The following is a 17528-nucleotide window of genomic DNA, read 5'->3' as shown; positions in this document are numbered from 1 at the left end:
AAGTAATACTCAAACTGTTATATTCATCGCGTATTCAAATACGTTCTTTTAAAAAATGAAGGCTGAATGAAATAGATAGTCCTTAGACACCAAATAGACACCAAATCAGGTGTTAAAAATGCCCTTTTTTACGGGCTTAGAAGTACGATGGAGGACATAGTTCTAAAATCATTTAATCGGCCTTAAGTTGTTGGGAAACAACGATTTAACACATTTGCCTGAGTGGCGGAATTGGTAGACGCGCCGGATTCAAAATCCGGTGGCCATTGCGGTCGTGTCGGTTCGAGTCCGACCTCGGGTACTTTTCATTTCTTTAACGGCAAGCAACCCTGTTATGAAGCCCAAAAAATTTCTTACTTACGCAACGCTGATCATATTAATAGCCGGTGGGGCCATCTGGTATATTGTTAACGATTATTATAATCGTCAGGACAATAGCGCCGCCGAAGTAACCATGTACAAAAACGAAGGATGCCAGTGTTGTGAGAAATGGGCTGTTTACATGCAAGGTAATGGATATAGTGTTAAGTCAATTAATTCGCCCAATCTGTATGGTGTTAAAGCTGACCAGGGGATCCCGCAAAATATGGGAGCTTGCCATACGGCTATAGTAGGTGATTATGTAGTAGAAGGGCACGTTCCGGCAGGGGATATTGAGCGGTTACTTACGGAAGAGCCTGACGCGCGCGGATTGGTTGTACCAGGCATGCCAGCCAGTTCTCCGGGGATGAATACAAAAATAAACGAGCCTTACAAGGTATATTTGCTTAAGAATGATGGTAGCACCGAAGTTTTTGCCCAACATTAATGGCGAATTAACTGGATTATGAAGAAATCGCTAAGCATTTTAGGACTTTTTCTGACTTTCAGTGCTTTCGTATTTTGGGGATGCAATTCAGAAAGTAATTCATCACAAGAAGGCCCCACAAAGCCACTTGAGCAACTTGATCCCAGTTCAGCAACGTTATATCCTGCCCAGCGCCAAGCAGAAGCGCGTGATTTTGAAGTTACGTTATTAAATGGTGATACATTCACCTTATCTGATTATCAAGGACAGGTCGTACTGTTGAATATTTGGGCTACCTGGTGTGCACCTTGTCGACAAGAAACGCCAGATCTGCAGGAACTCTACGAAAAATATAAAGAAGATGGCTTTATGATATTGGGTGTTTCTATTGATGAGCAGGGCGAATCGGTTGTGCGTCCGTTTATTGAAGAATACGATGTAAGTTATCCAATTGTCATCGACCAGGGAGAGATTATGGATAAGTACGGGCCTACCATGGGAATCCCAACAACATATATTATTAATAAAAAAGGGAATCTTGAGTATTTTGCGGTAGGAGCACTAACCAATAAAGAATTGGAGCCGAGAATTAAAACGCTTCTCGAAGAATAGTTTTTTTAGATATTTGTTGATTTACCGTGATCTTTAGGCGGCAAATTGCCCGTATAGCTAAGACTTTGGTCAATAAATTTCTTTAGTGCTTTTGAATGGGAATACACCTTTTCTTCAACCATGATAAAGTCATCATACAAGTCTTTGTCAGGTAAATATCTTCTGACTCCCTTTTTTGCGATTAGTGAGTTAGCCAGGGATTTACCGATGCGAGCAATGAGAAAATCCTCATAGATACCAAGACACATATTACCATTTAGAAGATACCCCACACCGCCACCTTCTTTTTTCTTTTCCAGCTCCTCGTTTGCAATCAGATGGTGATCTAACAAGTCTTCTAATCGTTCATTGTATTCAGCCACAGTACTATTTTTTTAACGCATTATTTACCTGATGAAGGTAATCGCTGTTCAGCTTTTGAGTAAGATGATCAATTTTTGTGCTGATATCCAGTGGAACCGTCGCTTTATTTTCTTTGAGTATCCTTCGATAGAGGAGAAGTGCCTGAGCGTAACATTTCTGGGATTGAGAATAGGATTCTTTCTGTTTCATCTTTCCTTCTTCAAATAGCAAATCGGCTGCGGCCGCGGCTAATTCTGATGTAAAATTTCCATCACGGCAAAAAATGCTGATAGTATCTGGCAAACTTAGTTCGTGAAAAGCATCAGGTCGATCTTTGGTAAGCCGCTCAAAGGCATTGTGGATATCCTGGATAGCCTCTTTAGGTTTTTGCTGATTCTTCTTAAAGATAACCTGTTGCAGCAACTGTGTTAAATATTGAATTTGCCGCATCAGAAAGTCTTGTTGAAATATTGACATTTCAGCTAAGTCCCTTCCTTGATTTTATCTTTAGCTTGTGTTTCTTCAGCGTCAGTAGATTCAGGTTCTTCTTGTTTGATGTCAGCATCTTGCTCGTAGCTTAATTTAATATAAACAGGAAAATGATCTGAACCTATATATTCAAGCCGTTGAAAGGTTACAAGTCTAAAATGATTGGAGTGAAAGAAATGGTCAAGCGAAAACCGAACAAATGGATATTGGGCATGAAAGGTATTATAAAATCCGCGCCCAATTCTGGGATCCAGCAGACCACTGATCTTTTGAAAGAGGTTGTTGGTTTTTGACCATGCCACATCATTCATGTCCCCCATTACAATTACTGGTGTATCTATATCTTTTATTTTTTTGCCAACGATTAAGAGTTCGGCATCGCGTTCGGTAGAGGTATTGTTTCCCGTAATAAAAGGGGGACGTGGGTGAAGCCCATAAAGAATAACTTCGTTTTGACCGAATAGTGTTATACGTGTTTTTATAGATGGAATGTCATCTTCAATCCAAAAATTAATTTCGCTGTCATGAAGTTCAAACTTAGAATATAAAGCCATCCCGTACTGATTATCTTGCGGCTGTTTTATATGATGGGGATAGCTACTCTCAACTTCCTGAAGTTCATTTAACCAACATTCATCTGTTTCAATAACCAGTAGTATGTCAGGATCATGGGTCTTGATCAGTTTTTTTAGTTTATTCGTATTGCGGTTGGTCATCTGCACATTTGAGCACATCAGGCTTACTGTAGAATGGTCGTTATATTGGTTTCTATGCTCTACTTGTGGTGATGCTATGATGGTATAAGGATAGATCATGTATCCTTGGTAGAGGGTACAAGCAGCCAAGATTGATAGAAGCAATTGATCGGTATGGTTTATATCAGGGCTGTAAAACAGGTACCCTGCCATAACCATGAGTGAAAGAATGACAATCTGCAGCCGAGGAAAATCAAATCCCCTGATCCACCAATTATCCTTAGGTATAAAGGGTAAAAGAGTGGCGGAGATTAAAAATATGCCCAATCCAAATAGTATAGTTTCCAATGACAAGGGATAATTTGATAAGGGTCGAAATTACTCTCTTCTCTTAATAGTAATATTGGGATAGATTTGTTTCTGTACAAAGAAGATTTTGTAATTCAACCTCTAATAAAGAATTTTAGCATAAACCCACTTCACCGTCTATTTGCCAAGGAAATGATTCTGTAGCTAACTAAAAGCAGGACAATAAAAAAACTCCCTCCTTAACTAAAGGGGGGGGTTTTAAGATGATTGCTAATGTAAAATTGGAGAGATAAATATAAATTTATGTCAAGTTCTTGGTTTTAGCCCGGGAATCCTCCGCCATCTGTTTGTGGTATTTGGATAACTTTTCTGCTAGATCGTTATCTCCAGTACTCAGCATTCGAATAGCTAACAGGGCAGCATTCCCTGCTTTCCCAATCGCGACAGTAGCAACGGGCACACCCGGCGGCATTTGTACAATAGAATAGAGGCTGTCAAGTCCGCTTAAAGTGCTTGTTTTAACCGGCACGCCAATAACCGGAAGCGTTGTATGGGCCGCAGTCATGCCCGGCAGGTGAGCAGCTCCACCTGCTCCCGCAATAATAACTTTGATCCCTTTGTCACGAGCTGTTTTTCCATATTCAGCCATATCATCAGGTGTACGGTGGGCCGAAACGACCTTTTTTTCGTAGGAGATATCGAACTCATCTAATATATCGCAGGCGGCTTTCATAGTAGGCCAGTCACTGTCACTCCCCATAATGACGCCAACTTTAGGCTTCTCGGAACTCATATAGTTTGATCAGTTTAGTTCAGTTTTTAATTACATCAAATATAGAATTCACAACTCAGAAATCAGAATTATAATGGTTGGTTTAAATTCTAATAGCGTCGGTTAACTGTTGGGCTTTTTTGTAAGTGGATTCCATTTCGTCACCTAACAGGGTATAGTGGGCCATTTTTCTACCAGGACGGCTGTCAAGTTTCCCATAAACATGGAGGTGACCATCAGTATTTCTAAGCCCTTCGAGCGCATTATCAATTTGGGCATCACGCTCATCGGTACCAAGCAGATTAATCATCGCCACGGCCGGGGCACGAAGTTTGGGTGATCCCAGGGGAAGGCCCATTACGGCACGGACGTGATTTTCGAATTGGGAAGTGATACATCCTTCAATGGTATAATGTCCTGAATTATGGGGACGTGGTGCAGATTCGTTAAGAAGAAGCTCTCCATCAGGAGTCAGGAAAAATTCGTAGGCAAAAATCCCCTTGCCATTGATAGCCTCAGTTGCTGTTACAGCCATCTGCTGGGCTTTTTCCTGGATGGATTTAGAAACCGGTGCCGGAGATTTGACTCCTACGCAAATATGGTTCTCTTGTACGGTTTCGCAGCAAGGATAAACAACATGTCCCGTCTCATTTCGGGCAACTTGAACGGCTAACTCATGGGTGAAATCAACAAAAGCTTCAGCAACAATATCGCGACCGCTGTGCCCGCCAAGATTTTCATAGGCCACGATTGCTTCGTCAATATCGCTGACGGTTTCGTTGCCATAGCCGTCGTAGCCTCCTTTGGATGATTTCAAAACGTAGGGCCAGCCGTGCTTTTCCCCAAATGTTGTTAGATCTGATTCCTCTTCAATAAGTTTGTAAGGGGTAACCGCAAGTCCAGCATCCTCAAAGGTTTGCTTTTCAATTAGCTTGTTTTCGATGAGCGAAAACGTATCGGGAGAGGGAAAAATATTCGTACCACTTTGTTCTTGTGCCGCCCGGAGAATTGCAGAATCAATAAATTCATTCTCCAACGTAAGAACATCGCAATTTCTGGCAAAATTAGTTAGGTCATCAACCGAGTCATATGAACCGGTTGTTGCGTGTGGCGTCATAAATTGGACGGGCTCGTTTTCATCCCGATCAGAAAAAACGCCTATTTGGATACCATAGCGAAATGCCTGCAAACCCGACATGCGAGCTAACTGTCCGGCCCCTAAGAAACCGAGTTTAAACGTTGCTGATAAAGGATTTTTCTGCATCAATCTGTGAACTTTAAAATTCTAAAATTTGGAAGCTGAACTTAATAATAATTCAGCTGGGAATTAAGGAAATAGATCGAATGATTTGAACCATATATCTATTCTTAATTTTGCTTAAAGTATCGTATTTTATGAGCCATAAAATAGAAAATAGTCTACTAAAAAGTAGAAGTACATGGATATTGAAGCAAAGTTAGAACAGGTTCGAGAACGATTTGAAGAGGTGACGGCGGCAATGAGTGATCCCTCGGTGTATGATGATCCAGCTCGATATACTGAGCTTACCAAAGAGCATAGCGAGTTAAAGGAGTTGGTAGAGCTTTACGAGGCATGGAAAGATACGAAGAGCCAGATTGCTGGAAATGAAGAGCTGATTGAAGAAGGAGATGATGCTGAGATTACGGAAATGGCTAAGCTTGAATTGGAAGAGCTAAAGCCAAGGCTTGAGGAGTTAGAGGAAGACATTAAATTTAAGCTTATTCCTAAAGATCCAGATGATTCGAAGAATGTGATTGTGGAGCTGCGTGCGGGAACTGGGGGTGATGAAGCGGCTATTTTTGTGGGAGATCTTTTTGATATGTACCGCCGATATGCTGATAAAAAGGGGTGGAAGCTAAGTATTTTGAGCTTCAGCGAATCTACGAAGGGGGGATATAAAGAACTTAATTTTGAGTTAGAAGGCGAAGAGGTGTATGGCGTAATGAAGTATGAAAGCGGTGTACATCGTGTACAACGAGTGCCGGAGACGGAAACACAGGGACGCGTTCATACTTCGGCGGCAACTGTTGCGGTATTGCCAGAGGCCGAAGAAGTTGATATCGAAGTAAATACAGCTGATATCCGTGTGGATACGTTTCGTGCCAGTGGGGCAGGAGGACAGCACGTAAATAAGACAGATTCTGCTGTGCGCTTAACTCATGAGCCCAGTGGTGTGGTCGTAGAATGTCAGCAGGAACGTTCGCAGCATAAAAATAAATCGAAGGCGATGAAGATGTTGCGTTCAAAGCTATATGAGAAGGAAGAAGAAAAACTTCGCAAAGAGCGTGAGGCGGAACGGAATAGTCAAATTTCCACGGGTGATCGAAGTGCGAAAATTCGCACCTATAACTTTCCACAAAGTCGGCTGACGGATCATCGCATTAATTTAACGCTATATAATCTGGAAGATATTATGAAGGGTGAGATTGAAGAGGTTATAGAGGCGTTGCGCGTACAGGATAATCTTGATAAGCTGAATGCTGTAATGGAGGAAGGGTAGTTATTGGTTATTAGCTATTGGGGAAATTTCCCCAATAGCTAATAACGCTTGATCAATAACTAATTATACTTTCGGTCCGGCTTTGATAAGTTCTTTGCTTGCTTCATCCTCAAACTGCTTGAAATTTTTGGCAAACATTGCCGCAAGTTTTTTCGCTTTCTCATCATAGGCTTCTTTATCGGCCCAAGTATTGCGAGGAATCAGTATTTCAGAGGGTACCCCATTAATCTCTTCTGGAATAGCTAATCCGAATACCGGGTCAATATCAAAAGTTGCATCATCGAGATTTCCATCTAATGCCTCGCTTAACATTTGGCGCGTGTGGGGAAGATCCATGCGATGACCTTCGCCGTACGGTCCGCCGGTCCAGCCAGTATTTATTAACCATACTGTTGAGTTGTGCTTTCTGATTTTATCGGCCAACAGCTCGGCATACACGGTTGGATGCAATGGCATAAATGGAGCGCCAAAGCAAGCCGAAAATGTAGCTTGTGGTTCAGTTACACCGCGTTCGGTACCCGCAACTTTTGCGGTATAACCACTTATAAAGTGATACATCGCTTGCTCGGGAGTTAACTTGGAAATTGGTGGCAACACTCCAAAAGCATCACAAGTTAGAAAAATAACATTACTGGGATGGTTGCCCATGCTGTCATCTGCCGCATTGGGAATGTAGTGGATGGGATAGGAACAGCGCGTATTTTGTGTATAGCTGGTATCGTCAAAGTCGGGAGACCGGTCATCTTCATGAAGAACAACATTTTCCAGAATAGTTCCCGGCATTTTTGTCGTAGCATAGATGAGGGGTTCGCCTTCTTTTGAAAGGTTGATGGTTTTAGCATAGCAACCACCCTCAATATTGAACACCCCATCTTCGCTCCATCCGTGTTCGTCATCGCCGATTAGCACTCTGCTTTGATCAGAAGAAAGCGTTGTTTTTCCGGTTCCTGATAACCCAAAGAATACGGCGGTATCTCCGTCTTTGCTCATATTCGCGGAGCAATGCATAGCCATCACATCTTGCTTGGGAAGCAGATAATTCATTACTGAGAAAATACCCTTTTTAACTTCCCCGGAATAGAGTGTTCCACCGATCAGGATAATTTCTTTTTCAAAGTTGACGAGTACAAATGCTTCACTACGCGTGCCGTCTACTTCGGGATCGGCTTTGAAGTTTGGAGCCGCCACGACGGTAAAGTCCGGATTGTGATTTTTAAGTTGCTCTTTGTTTGGACGAATAAACATATTATGTGCAAAAAGCCCATGATAAGCAGCTTCACTTACTACCCGTACATTCAGTTGATATTTTTCATCGGCACCGGCATAACAATCCTTTACATACAGCTTCTTATCCTGCATGTAACCGGTTACTTTTTCAAACAAATTTTTAAAAACTTCCTCATCAGTAGGCTGATTTATATCACCCCAATCGATATCATCATGAATCGAAGGTTGATCAACGATAAATTTATCTTGGGGAGAACGTCCGGTATATTTTCCAGTTAAAACTCGTAACGCATAATCCTTTGTTAAAATCGCCTCTCCATTTTCAATAGCTTCTTCGTAAAGTTCTGGAGGAGTGAGGTTCCAAATTACTTTTTCGTTTTCTTCTAACCCTAAATAGTCGAGTCCAACTTTGCTGCGGGGGTGTGAATGCTTACTCATTGATAAGTGATTTTTTATTCCTTTAGCAGTTTGATGTTACAGCGAGATGTAAAAAATTGAGGGGTAAGTAGCCCTCATTAACAGGTGCTAAGTATAAGAATAATTATGATGAATATATGTCACAAATAAGGAATATGAATTCTTTAGAGGTCGAAAGCGCTTACATCCTTAAATTAAAATAATTGATTCTCTATTTTGTTAAATTAATTACAGAATAATGTGAGTTTCAAAACTAAATAAAGTTTATCCAGTTATTAGGAAAGGACATACGCGGAACAAAAAAATAGGAGAATTTCAAAGTTACTACTATGGATTAATGGGATTTATGCTTTTTTGGGTAAAAGTGGGATTTGAAAGTATAAGAGGAATAGTAGAGGTAGAACTCGGGTTGAAGAGAATGTTCAAGCAGATTTTAACTTATTTACGCACTTATTAATAAGTTTTTTAGTTGCTTGTAGCTCTTTATCACTTTTTCCATTATAGTTTTCTATTTCAAGGGCTTCTTTTAAAAGAGGATGGGCTTTTTTATAGTTTTCTCTGCCTATTTCCATCTTTGCATAACTAATCAACATTTCTGCTAAGAGTGGATGTTTATCTCCCATCCCTTTTCTAAGGAAACTAATCGATATAGTAAAGTACTTTGCGGCTTTATCAAGGTCTTCTAACCCTATGTATATATTTGTATAAGTTGCATTAAAATGAGCTTTAAAAGTGACATTTGATGGGTAATTGGCATTAATGATTTTAATGGCTTTATCAGCTTTTTGTTTTGCTCTTAGAAACTGATTCATTTTTATCAAAACTTCAGCTTGTCCCCGAATGGTATAGGCATATCTCCAATGATCTGCTCCAAGAGTCTCTTTCAATATCGTCCCCGCCTCTTTTGTATATTTAAGAGCTTCTTCAAAATTACCCAGTTTGCGATTGATGAGAGAAAGCCCCCAGAGCGTTGATGCAGTTAAATTATGATTTGGTCCCAGAGCACTATTTCTAATTTTATATGCTCGTATGCTATATTCCAAAGCTTTTTCATACTGTTCTAAAGAGATATATACGTTGCTAATATTGTGATATATGGTACCAACCTCAGGATTATTTGCCCCATATACCTCTAATCTATATTCGAGAGCTTTTTTGTATATCGGTAATGCTTCTCTTAATTGTCCCAGGTTTTTAAGAGAAATGGCTTTATAATTATAGTAATCGCTTTTTTCAATGATTGCTTCTCTATCATCACCAAAAGTGCTTGGATCTAATTTATCAAGAATCTTTAATGCCTCTTGGTAATTTTTTTGTTCTGTGTAAAGGTTGACTAGATTGTACTTTAAAGTGCGGTATTCATATGTATTGGTAAGATTATTAGCTTTAAACAAAGAATCGCCTGTTTGAAATGCCCGTACCGCTTCTTCAAAATCACCAGCTTCATAAGCAATTTGGCCATATATAGTTGGAACATCTACCGTGTTGATATTATGTTGTTCTACAGAATGTGTTATTAAATCAAAAGCTTCGCTGCTTAGTTGTCGGGCAGATTCAATTTTAGAAAGTTTTACCTGTACTTGGGCAATCACGCCAAGTATTGTTGCACGATTAACCGGGTTTAGTTGCTGTTCATTTATATTCGCTATCCCCGCATCAATGACTGCACTTACTGGAATGTCTTTGCCAGGTGTACGTTCAGGCAAATTGCTATCAAACAAATCAATCATAAATTTAGAAACTTGTTCAGCTCGTTCAGCCTGACGTTCTGCTCGTTGGGCTTGTAGCTGTGCTTGATTTCTTTCCTGGGCTATACGCCAGGTATAAAATCCAGAAAGACCAATAAGCAGTAGGATAATTCCGACGGTGACAGTGATCCCTTGTTTATGCCGTTTAATAAATTTTTGGCTACGATAGTTAAAAGAGTTTTCATGTGCCGTAACTGGGATACCTTTTTGGTAATTCTTTAGTTCTTCCAGAAACTTATTAGCCATACGGTAACGATAGTCGGGTTCTTTGCGGATGGCTTTTAAAGTAATAGCATCCAAATCTCCTTTGAGTTGTTTCTTAATTTTAGGATCAGAAACTTTGGTGCTGGGCTTGGTAGGGTTCTGCTTAAGAATTATTTGCTCGGTCTGATAGGTGGTACAATTCGAGAAGTCAAAAGGTGGAACGCCAGCCAAAAGTTCATAAAAAATGATTCCCAGAGAATATAAATCCGTTGCGGTAGTAATATTCGTTTGTATAATCTGCTCGGGTGCAGCATATTTAGGCGTTAGAATACGCGATCCGGTTTGGGTAAGGTTTAGATCTTCATCCGATTCTAACAGTTTAGAAATACCAAAATCCAGGATTTTTATCTCATCATTATCATTGACTAATATATTATCTGGTTTTAAATCTCGGTGGATTACCAGATTTTCGTGTGCATAGCGTACCGCTTCTAATACTTGTTTAAAGAGATGGATACGTTGCTTTATTGAATAACTTTTTTGCTGGCAATATTTAGTAATGGGAATTCCGTCAACATATTCCATAATGATGTACGGAAAACCATCAGATGTAATGCCACCATCGTAGAGATGGGCAATGCCGGGATGATTGAGACCCGCGAGAATTTGCTGTTCTCTTTTAAAACGTTGAATATTTGTTTCAGTAGCCCGATTCTGGCGAATAATTTTAATAGCAACCTGATGATCAAACGAATCTTCTGTACGTTCCGCCCGAAAGACCAATCCCATACCGCCTTCGCCAATTTGCTCTTTAACAGTATAAGAGCCGAGTTGTGCACCTATAAAATCAGGAGTACCTGAGAGTGATTCCAAATCATCGGTAAGATCACTATAAAAATTATTGTGGTTACCTTTGAGTTCTTCGAGCCAACCTTCGGAATCAAAAATAGAGTCAATTAATTGGGTGACTTTCGTTTTTAGATGTTGGTTGTGTCCACAGGTCTGTTCAATGTACGAAAGCCGTTGATCTTGAGGAAGATCCAATACTTCGTCAATAATCGTTTCTATCCTTTCCCAATGTAGATCACTCATAATGATAGCATGATTGATTTATGATGTCCTGATTATGCAAGAGGAGTGAAATTCCCCTTTCTTTTTTGGATATACGTATTTAAGCAGCAAATTAGCTCACTTACTCTATTTCAAACCTGCTTTTTAGTTTGTTATATAGCCATCCCCGTGCCTTCATCCAATCTCTTTTTACCGTACTTTCTGATATATCAAGGGCTTCGGCCGTTTGTGCAATGGTCATTTCCCCAAAAAAACGCATTTCGATAACGCGTGCCAGGCGATCATTGAGTTCTTCTAACTCATCAAGAGCGGCATCAATATTTATTAATTCCTTGGCTTGCTGCTTTTGTGCATTTAAAATCCCATCGATAAAAGTAACATCTTTTTCTTTTCCACCTCTTTTATCAGCGTACTTTTTTCGGGCATGATCAATAAGGATTTGTCTCATACATCGTGAAGCGATAGCCAGAAAATGTGTCTTGTCATTAAAACTTATTTGTGTTTGGTCAATCATTTTGAGGTAAGCTTCATGCACAAGCTCGGTCTTCGAAAGCGTGTGATCGGGACTTTGCCGCGACATATGAGAGTGAGCGATGCGGTGCAACTGGTCATAGATAAGCGGATATAACTTATCAAATATACCATTTTCGCCCTTGCTAAGTCGCTTCAAAAGCTGCGTAACTTCAGAACTATTACCCATAGAACCCGTAGATTTTTTTCTGTGTTAGCACGTGCCGAAAATTATATGTGGCTGTTGTGCAGATGAATAGTTAGCTAATTAACGTAAATAAATTGGTTTAAGCCAGTTGATTAATCATGCAATAGTTATGTGGTTGGGTAATAGGAAATCACAAAACGGAATTGGACTATTTCCTGCCTGGGGATATTGGATGATTTTGGTATCCCTTACAACGAATAAAAAGAAATTTCGGGCAATTTGAACTCTTTTCGAAATACGTTTCGCATCTCATTAGTAGTGGGGATTACCCCTATAGATTCAACACAGGTTATCAACTAAAATCAAAATAAAAAACTACTTATGAAGATGACACGAACTTTACTTGGAATATCAATGGTGGTGTTACTATTGGTTAGCGCCTGCAGTGACAGTCCATCAGGAACAGATGATAATGGGAATGCAACAAATGATGCCCCGTCAGCGGTAGCTGATGCAGACAACGGAACAATTAATGTGGGAGAAGAAATTACTCTTGATGCTTCTGGTTCTACCGATCCCGACGGGGATGACTTGTCCTTTGAATGGAGTTTAGATACTCCCAGCGGCAGCAGTGTGCAGTTGTCGGATGATCAGGCTGAAGCTCCAACGTTTACCCCTGATGTAGCAGGAGATTATTTGGCTACGCTTACGGTTAGTGATGGCAATGGTGAATCGGATAAGGATGACGTGACGGTAACGGCAGAGTCAACAATTGTTGAGATTGCTGATGATATTACGGAAGATGAAACCTGGATCCCTGATAATCACTACCGGGTGTTGAATAAGATAGATGTGCGGAATGGTGCTACATTGACCATTGAACCAGGTGTAACAGTAGAATTTGCCTCTGATGCCGGTATTCATGTTAATGCTGATAATTCTGTACTTGTTTCAGCTGGAACTGAAGAAGAACCCATTACCTTAACCGGAGAAAATAAATCCAAAGGATACTGGAGTGGCATTTTTATTTCCTCAAATACCGTGGAGAATAAAATAACCCATACTACCATAGAATATGCGGGAAGTAATGAAGCCGGTACGTATTTTGGGGCTGCCGCTTTAACGGTTGACCGTGCAAAAGTACAACTCGCTGATGTTACCATTACAAATAGTGGTCAGCATGGCATTCAAACGCGCAGAGACGGGTCAGAATTTGCAATGCAAAACATGACCTTTGCCGAAAATGAGGGATATCACGCCTATATCCATATTAGCCAGATTGGATATTTTGACGCAGCAACTATCTTTGATGGGGGATACGTAACAGCTTTTGGTGGAGGCACTACCGGAGATATGAATGTATCAGCTCTTGATGGTGCTAAATATCAAATCGAAAATAATGTGGACTTTGAACATCATATCGTAATTGATGAAGGCGCGGAATTTGAGTTTGTTCCCGATGCGGGTATTGTGGTTCGTAACGGTGCTGTTATTGAAGCCGTGGGAACAGAATCCAATAAAATTGTATTTACCGGTACCAGTAAAACACCAGGAGCGTGGCGCGGTATATTTATCGGTTCCGCCTCCGTAGATAATATTATGGAGCACGTGGATATCAGCTATGGGGGCAGTACCGCTATGGCTACCTATTTTGGTAAAACCAATATGGTGATCGACAATGCCAAGATTACCCTTCGCAATGTTTCTTTTACTGGCAGTGCGGGTTATGGTATACAAACCAGACGATCGGGCTCCGAATTCAGCGTGGAGGATAGCTACTTTGAGAATAATACAACTCATGATATGCGTATTCATCCGACTCAGATTGATTTTATTGATAGTCAAACCAATTTCAATGGAGGGGATGTTGAAGTATATGGAGGAGATACGGAGTCAACGGGATCTGAGACCTGGAGTAACCTGAATAACGGAACATTCTATTTCACCTCTACGGTCTCTATCGTGAAAGATGTAACGGTAGAAGCCGGGGCTCTTTTTGAGATGGGAACAGATGTGGTTTTAAAAGTTCCTGGTGGAAATAGTCCGGGATATATTAAAGCCATAGGAACATCCAACGATCCTATTGTATTCACCGGTCGGTCTAAGGCTAAGGGGGCCTGGGGTGGCATATGGATTTCTTCGGGTTCACTGGAAAATGAAATGGACCATATCGTAATAGAATATGGAGGTGGCAAAGATCTGGATATCTATATGGATGCCGGAAACTTAGGGGTGCATAGTGATGCCTATTTGGAACTTTCGAATGCAGCTATTGAGAATAGCGCTAACTATGGAATCATTGTCAGAGATAGTCGGGGCGCCCAGCTCAATATGGGTAGTAATGTCACATATTCCCATAACAGCAATGACAATTTATATAACTACTAAGTTTGTAGGATAAATTCACATTCAAATAGCCTATAAAAGCGGGACGTTGATAGCGTCCCGCTTTTTTTTTGAGCTGATTCATGCTCTGTGTTTCGTAGATACCTATGGGATACCTCTGTAAAAAAATAATCAATTAAATTTTTGAGAGTTATGTATAAACTAAGTCGAATGGTGTTAAGTATTCTTTTAGTAAGTCTAATTGCATTAGCATGCGAAGGGCCGTCAGGTACGGAAGGACCTCAAGGCCCGCAGGGAGAGGTAGGTCCGATTGGACCCGCAGGTGAAGACGGTAGTGTTATGTATGCCGGTACAGGGGAACCGAGTGAAGACGTAGGAGATATAGGCGACTATTATCTTAATCAGGATACCGGCGAATTGCATGGCCCCAAGGATAATAATGGATGGGGCAATCCGATTATAGTACTGATGGGAGAGGATGGAGCCGATGGAGAAAACGGCAGCCAGATTCATTCCGGTACTGGAGCACCAGATGCTTCTTTAGGAGTTGAGGGAGACTATTATTTGGACAAGGATAGCTATGAACTGTATGGCCCGAAAACAGACAACGGCTGGGGAGCACCCTTAAACCTAAAAGGAGCTGACGGGAATGCAAATGTGACGCGGTACATTTTTCCAGGGCATGATTTTGAGCAAATTCAGGGTAAAATATTACAAATTCCAGATATTGATAGTGAAGAGCAGATGAATCAAAATGCTTGGTTTGTATATTTGATTGATTCTGATCCCAATATAAATTCAGTTCATATTCCAATTCCGGGTTATGGGTGGCGAATGGATACTCATTATGGGGTTTTTATAGGTTGGGACCATGATAGTTTCTATTTTTCCGAGCCTAGTGTATTATGTGTTATTGAAGTTGATGGTCCGGGAGAGGAATATCAAGGAATTGAAGTAGTCCGTATCGAGGCCGCCAACACCGAGGATATGAGTAAACAGAAGGCTTCTGTAATCCCCGATCATTTGGATCCTTCCAATTACAAATCTATTGCCGACTATTATGGATTTTATAAATAAATATTTCTGATAGAGATAGGCACCTTGGATGCCATCGCCTTAGGGCGGTGGCATTTTTTATTTTGGATGAAAAATAATCAATGAAATTATAATTGATTCAAATACCCAATGGTATTAAGATCGCTTTTATAAGTTAAAATAGGCCGCTTGCTCATTTGGGATATGAATATCAGGATTTTTATCACTGATAAATCGCATAATATCAGCAATATCGTCTACTTTTAGCGTAATAGAAGCAGATTGATCCCCAAGAAGTTTATAAAACGTTTCGTCGCCTTTCTTTTGATAGAGCAAGTGATAACTCGTAGAAAAATCGAACAGAGCTTCGTCGGCGTCTCGGGAGGTATGGGGCGTAAACTTCAGTTGTTGTAGATTATCGACCGGAATACGAAGGGTATCTGTTTTTAGATCACCTTTTTTGATATCTATCATCAAGTCTGAGTCTCTAAAATAGAGAATGAAATGATAAAGAGGTTCCGATAACTTGATAATGCCAGTGAAACTTATGGCATAGAGGCCCAATGCAAGCAGTTGCCTAACGTTAAAGGGATACCAATCCATTGTCACGAACGAACCAGCCAGCAGGTAGGTACCCACAGCAGTGGCAACCAAAATAATTAATCCCCAAAAAAGATGGTTGCTTTCTTCAAATACATGCAGTTCTTTATGTCTCATTGTTATTGCACGGTGAAGTACCGATTTTATATCAGAATGATTAATAAAAGTCCCAGACGTTTAATATCTTTCGCCATCAAAAATAACAAAGTAATAAATTTCAGCGATGAGCAGTTCGGTTTACGAAAATTATGAAGCAGTTATTGGGCTTGAAGTACATGCCCAACTTTTAACGGAAAGTAAGGCTTTTGCCTCGGTTTCAACAGAATTTGGTGGGTCGCCCAACACGCAAGTTACGCCACTTTGCCTGGGGCATCCCGGAACACTGCCTGTTTTGAATGAGAACCTGGTGCGGTACATCATTAAGATGGGATTGGCTACGAACTGTGATATAGCTCGTAAATCAATTTTTGCCCGTAAGAATTACTTTTACCCCGATCTGCCTAAAGGGTATCAGATTTCGCAGTACGAAACTCCCATTTGTAAAGATGGGCATATTTCTATTACTGCTGATGGCTACGATAAGGAAATTGGTATTACCCGTATCCATATGGAGGAGGATGCCGGGAAGTCTATTCACGATCAGGACCCGTTTAATACCCTGATTGATCTTAACCGTGCCGGTGTTCCGCTTATCGAAATTGTTTCGGAGCCGGATATCCGTACGGCCAAGGAAGCGTATGAGTATTTAAAACGTATCAAACAGATTGTACAGTATCTTGAGATCTGTGATGGTAACATGGAGGAGGGGAGTCTCCGCTGTGATGCCAATGTTTCGGTACGTCCAAAGGGACAAGAAGAGTTTGGTACACGTACGGAGCTCAAGAATATGAACTCGTTTCGCAATGTGGAACGGGCTATCGAATTTGAGATTGAGCGCCAGATCGACCTTATTGAGTCGGGCGGAGAAGTGGTGCAGCAGACGTTGCTTTGGGATGCCAACAAGATGGAAACGCGCATGATGCGTACAAAAGAGGAGGCGCACGATTATCGCTATTTTCCGGAGCCAGACATTCCTCCGGTGGTAGTTACCGATGAGATGCTTGATGATATCAAGTCAGAGCTTCCCGAGATGCCGGATGTACGCAAACAGCGCTTTATAGATGAGTTTGATATGAGTAAAGATGATGCACAGACACTCACCGAAGACCGGTATTTAGCAGATTATTACGAAGAGGTGTTACGACATGCTGGAAACCCTAAAGCGGTATCGAATTTAGTTTTAACGGAGGTGCTGCGAACTCTTAACGATCGTAGTATTGATATCCAGGAGTTTCCTATTGGGGAAGAGCGGTTGGCAGGACTTGTTCAGCTTCGCGAGGATGACAAAATTAATTCATCAGCCATGACCGAAATTTATGATGCGATGTTGAATGAGGATAAATCAGCAGAAGCATTAGCTAAAGAGATGAACCTTGTTCAAGTTTCGGATACTGGCTTCCTGGAACCTATTGTAGATGATGTAATTGAGGAGCATCCGGATGAAGTAGAGCGGTATCGAGACGGTAAGAAGGGGCTTATCGGCTTTTTTATCGGACAGGTTATGCAGCGTTCGCAAGGTAAAGCGAATCCACAAATGGTGCGGGAAATGATTACTGAACGTCTGGAAGCGTAATAAACTGGGATCAGTAAACTTA

15 protein-coding genes and 1 tRNA gene are annotated in these 17528 nt (G+C 40.9%); 7 read left to right on the top strand and 9 right to left on the bottom strand.

Annotation, left to right across the window (positions count from 1 at the left end):
• Window positions 1–216: 216 nt before the first annotated feature.
• From AAFH98_RS12665 to AAFH98_RS12655, 3 genes are all read left to right on the top strand, one after another.
• Window positions 217–301: transfer RNA gene (locus tag AAFH98_RS12665), tRNA-Leu, on the top strand.
• Window positions 302–334: 33 nt separating this feature from the next.
• Entirely contained in the window at window positions 335–808 is a 474-nt protein-coding gene (locus tag AAFH98_RS12660) for a DUF411 domain-containing protein (RefSeq protein WP_342523088.1), read from the top strand.
• An 18-nt stretch (window positions 809–826) separates the two neighbouring features.
• Window positions 827–1399 (top strand): TlpA disulfide reductase family protein, encoded by a 573-nt coding sequence (locus AAFH98_RS12655; RefSeq protein WP_342523087.1) that lies wholly within the window; start codon window positions 827–829, stop codon window positions 1397–1399.
• Between the two features lie 5 nt (window positions 1400–1404).
• Here AAFH98_RS12655 and AAFH98_RS12650 read toward each other — a convergent pair whose 3' ends face one another.
• From AAFH98_RS12650 to AAFH98_RS12630, 5 genes are all read right to left on the bottom strand, one after another.
• Entirely contained in the window at window positions 1405–1761 is a 357-nt protein-coding gene (locus AAFH98_RS12650; protein WP_342523086.1) for a hypothetical protein, read from the bottom strand.
• A gap of 4 nt (window positions 1762–1765) precedes the next feature.
• Window positions 1766–2218 carry a DUF6483 family protein gene (locus AAFH98_RS12645; RefSeq protein ID WP_342523085.1) on the bottom strand — a complete coding sequence of 151 codons (453 nt, stop codon included), beginning with the start codon at window positions 2216–2218 and terminating at the stop codon, window positions 1766–1768.
• 5 nt (window positions 2219–2223) lie between these two features.
• The gene (locus AAFH98_RS12640) at window positions 2224–3273 is read right to left on the bottom strand and encodes an endonuclease/exonuclease/phosphatase family protein (RefSeq protein WP_342523084.1); all 1050 of its coding nucleotides are present in this window, start codon (window positions 3271–3273) and stop codon (window positions 2224–2226) included.
• Between the two features lie 262 nt (window positions 3274–3535).
• Window positions 3536–4027 carry a 5-(carboxyamino)imidazole ribonucleotide mutase gene (gene purE / locus AAFH98_RS12635; RefSeq protein ID WP_342523083.1) on the bottom strand — a complete coding sequence of 164 codons (492 nt, stop codon included), beginning with the start codon at window positions 4025–4027 and terminating at the stop codon, window positions 3536–3538.
• A gap of 82 nt (window positions 4028–4109) precedes the next feature.
• The gene (locus tag AAFH98_RS12630) at window positions 4110–5270 is read right to left on the bottom strand and encodes a 5-(carboxyamino)imidazole ribonucleotide synthase (protein WP_342523082.1); all 1161 of its coding nucleotides are present in this window, start codon (window positions 5268–5270) and stop codon (window positions 4110–4112) included.
• 175 nt (window positions 5271–5445) lie between these two features.
• Here AAFH98_RS12630 and prfA point away from each other — a divergent pair, with 175 nt between their 5' ends.
• Window positions 5446–6528: a peptide chain release factor 1 gene (gene prfA, locus AAFH98_RS12625; protein ID WP_342523081.1), complete on the top strand. Its 1083-nt coding sequence runs from the start codon at window positions 5446–5448 to the stop codon at window positions 6526–6528.
• A 63-nt stretch (window positions 6529–6591) separates the two neighbouring features.
• On the opposite strand, the gene pckA is transcribed toward prfA, so the two are convergent.
• From pckA to AAFH98_RS12610, 3 genes are all read right to left on the bottom strand, one after another.
• Entirely contained in the window at window positions 6592–8193 is a 1602-nt protein-coding gene (gene pckA / locus AAFH98_RS12620) for a phosphoenolpyruvate carboxykinase (ATP) (protein ID WP_342523080.1), read from the bottom strand.
• 401 nt (window positions 8194–8594) lie between these two features.
• Entirely contained in the window at window positions 8595–11216 is a 2622-nt protein-coding gene (locus tag AAFH98_RS12615; protein ID WP_342523079.1) for a protein kinase domain-containing protein, read from the bottom strand.
• A gap of 100 nt (window positions 11217–11316) precedes the next feature.
• On the bottom strand, window positions 11317–11895 hold the full coding sequence (locus AAFH98_RS12610) for a sigma-70 family RNA polymerase sigma factor (RefSeq protein ID WP_342523078.1): 579 nt from the start codon (window positions 11893–11895) through the stop codon (window positions 11317–11319).
• Between the two features lie 345 nt (window positions 11896–12240).
• On the opposite strand from AAFH98_RS12610, the gene AAFH98_RS12605 reads away from it, so the two are divergent.
• Both AAFH98_RS12605 and AAFH98_RS12600 read left to right on the top strand, forming a co-directional pair.
• Complete coding sequence (locus AAFH98_RS12605; protein WP_342523077.1) at window positions 12241–14241, top strand: PKD domain-containing protein; 2001 nt, start codon at window positions 12241–12243, stop codon at window positions 14239–14241.
• Between the two features lie 150 nt (window positions 14242–14391).
• The gene (locus AAFH98_RS12600; RefSeq protein ID WP_342523076.1) at window positions 14392–15276 is read left to right on the top strand and encodes a collagen-like domain-containing protein; all 885 of its coding nucleotides are present in this window, start codon (window positions 14392–14394) and stop codon (window positions 15274–15276) included.
• Between the two features lie 126 nt (window positions 15277–15402).
• On the opposite strand, the gene AAFH98_RS12595 is transcribed toward AAFH98_RS12600, so the two are convergent.
• Window positions 15403–15951 (bottom strand): hypothetical protein, encoded by a 549-nt coding sequence (locus AAFH98_RS12595; protein ID WP_342523075.1) that lies wholly within the window; start codon window positions 15949–15951, stop codon window positions 15403–15405.
• Window positions 15952–16057: 106 nt separating this feature from the next.
• On the opposite strand from AAFH98_RS12595, the gene gatB reads away from it, so the two are divergent.
• Window positions 16058–17506 (top strand): Asp-tRNA(Asn)/Glu-tRNA(Gln) amidotransferase subunit GatB, encoded by a 1449-nt coding sequence (gene gatB, locus AAFH98_RS12590; protein WP_342523074.1) that lies wholly within the window; start codon window positions 16058–16060, stop codon window positions 17504–17506.
• The last annotated feature ends 22 nt before the right edge of the window (window positions 17507–17528 follow it).

Source organism: Fodinibius sp. Rm-B-1B1-1 (genome assembly GCF_038594945.1).
In the GTDB taxonomy this organism is placed as follows: domain Bacteria; phylum Bacteroidota; class Rhodothermia; order Balneolales; family Balneolaceae; genus Fodinibius; species Fodinibius alkaliphilus.
The sequence above is the reverse complement of the archived record's forward strand: the minus strand, read 5'-3'. Positions and strand labels throughout refer to the sequence as shown.

What these genes read in the sequence shown, in the direction of transcription:
- AAFH98_RS12595 (WP_342523075.1), bottom strand. Translation starts at nt 15,951, where the DNA reads ATGAGACATAAAGAACTGCATGTATTTGAAGAAAGCAACCATCTTTTT.
- AAFH98_RS12630 (WP_342523082.1), bottom strand. Translation starts at nt 5,270, where the DNA reads ATGCAGAAAAATCCTTTATCAGCAACGTTTAAACTCGGTTTCTTAGGG.
- AAFH98_RS12660 (WP_342523088.1), top strand. Translation starts at nt 335, where the DNA reads ATGAAGCCCAAAAAATTTCTTACTTACGCAACGCTGATCATATTAATA.
- AAFH98_RS12615 (WP_342523079.1), bottom strand. Translation starts at nt 11,216, where the DNA reads ATGAGTGATCTACATTGGGAAAGGATAGAAACGATTATTGACGAAGTA.
- prfA (WP_342523081.1), top strand. Translation starts at nt 5,446, where the DNA reads ATGGATATTGAAGCAAAGTTAGAACAGGTTCGAGAACGATTTGAAGAG.
- AAFH98_RS12645 (WP_342523085.1), bottom strand. Translation starts at nt 2,218, where the DNA reads ATGTCAATATTTCAACAAGACTTTCTGATGCGGCAAATTCAATATTTA.
- AAFH98_RS12605 (WP_342523077.1), top strand. Translation starts at nt 12,241, where the DNA reads ATGACACGAACTTTACTTGGAATATCAATGGTGGTGTTACTATTGGTT.
- purE (WP_342523083.1), bottom strand. Translation starts at nt 4,027, where the DNA reads ATGAGTTCCGAGAAGCCTAAAGTTGGCGTCATTATGGGGAGTGACAGT.
- AAFH98_RS12600 (WP_342523076.1), top strand. Translation starts at nt 14,392, where the DNA reads ATGTATAAACTAAGTCGAATGGTGTTAAGTATTCTTTTAGTAAGTCTA.
- AAFH98_RS12610 (WP_342523078.1), bottom strand. Translation starts at nt 11,895, where the DNA reads ATGGGTAATAGTTCTGAAGTTACGCAGCTTTTGAAGCGACTTAGCAAG.
- gatB (WP_342523074.1), top strand. Translation starts at nt 16,058, where the DNA reads ATGAGCAGTTCGGTTTACGAAAATTATGAAGCAGTTATTGGGCTTGAA.
- pckA (WP_342523080.1), bottom strand. Translation starts at nt 8,193, where the DNA reads ATGAGTAAGCATTCACACCCCCGCAGCAAAGTTGGACTCGACTATTTA.
- AAFH98_RS12655 (WP_342523087.1), top strand. Translation starts at nt 827, where the DNA reads ATGAAGAAATCGCTAAGCATTTTAGGACTTTTTCTGACTTTCAGTGCT.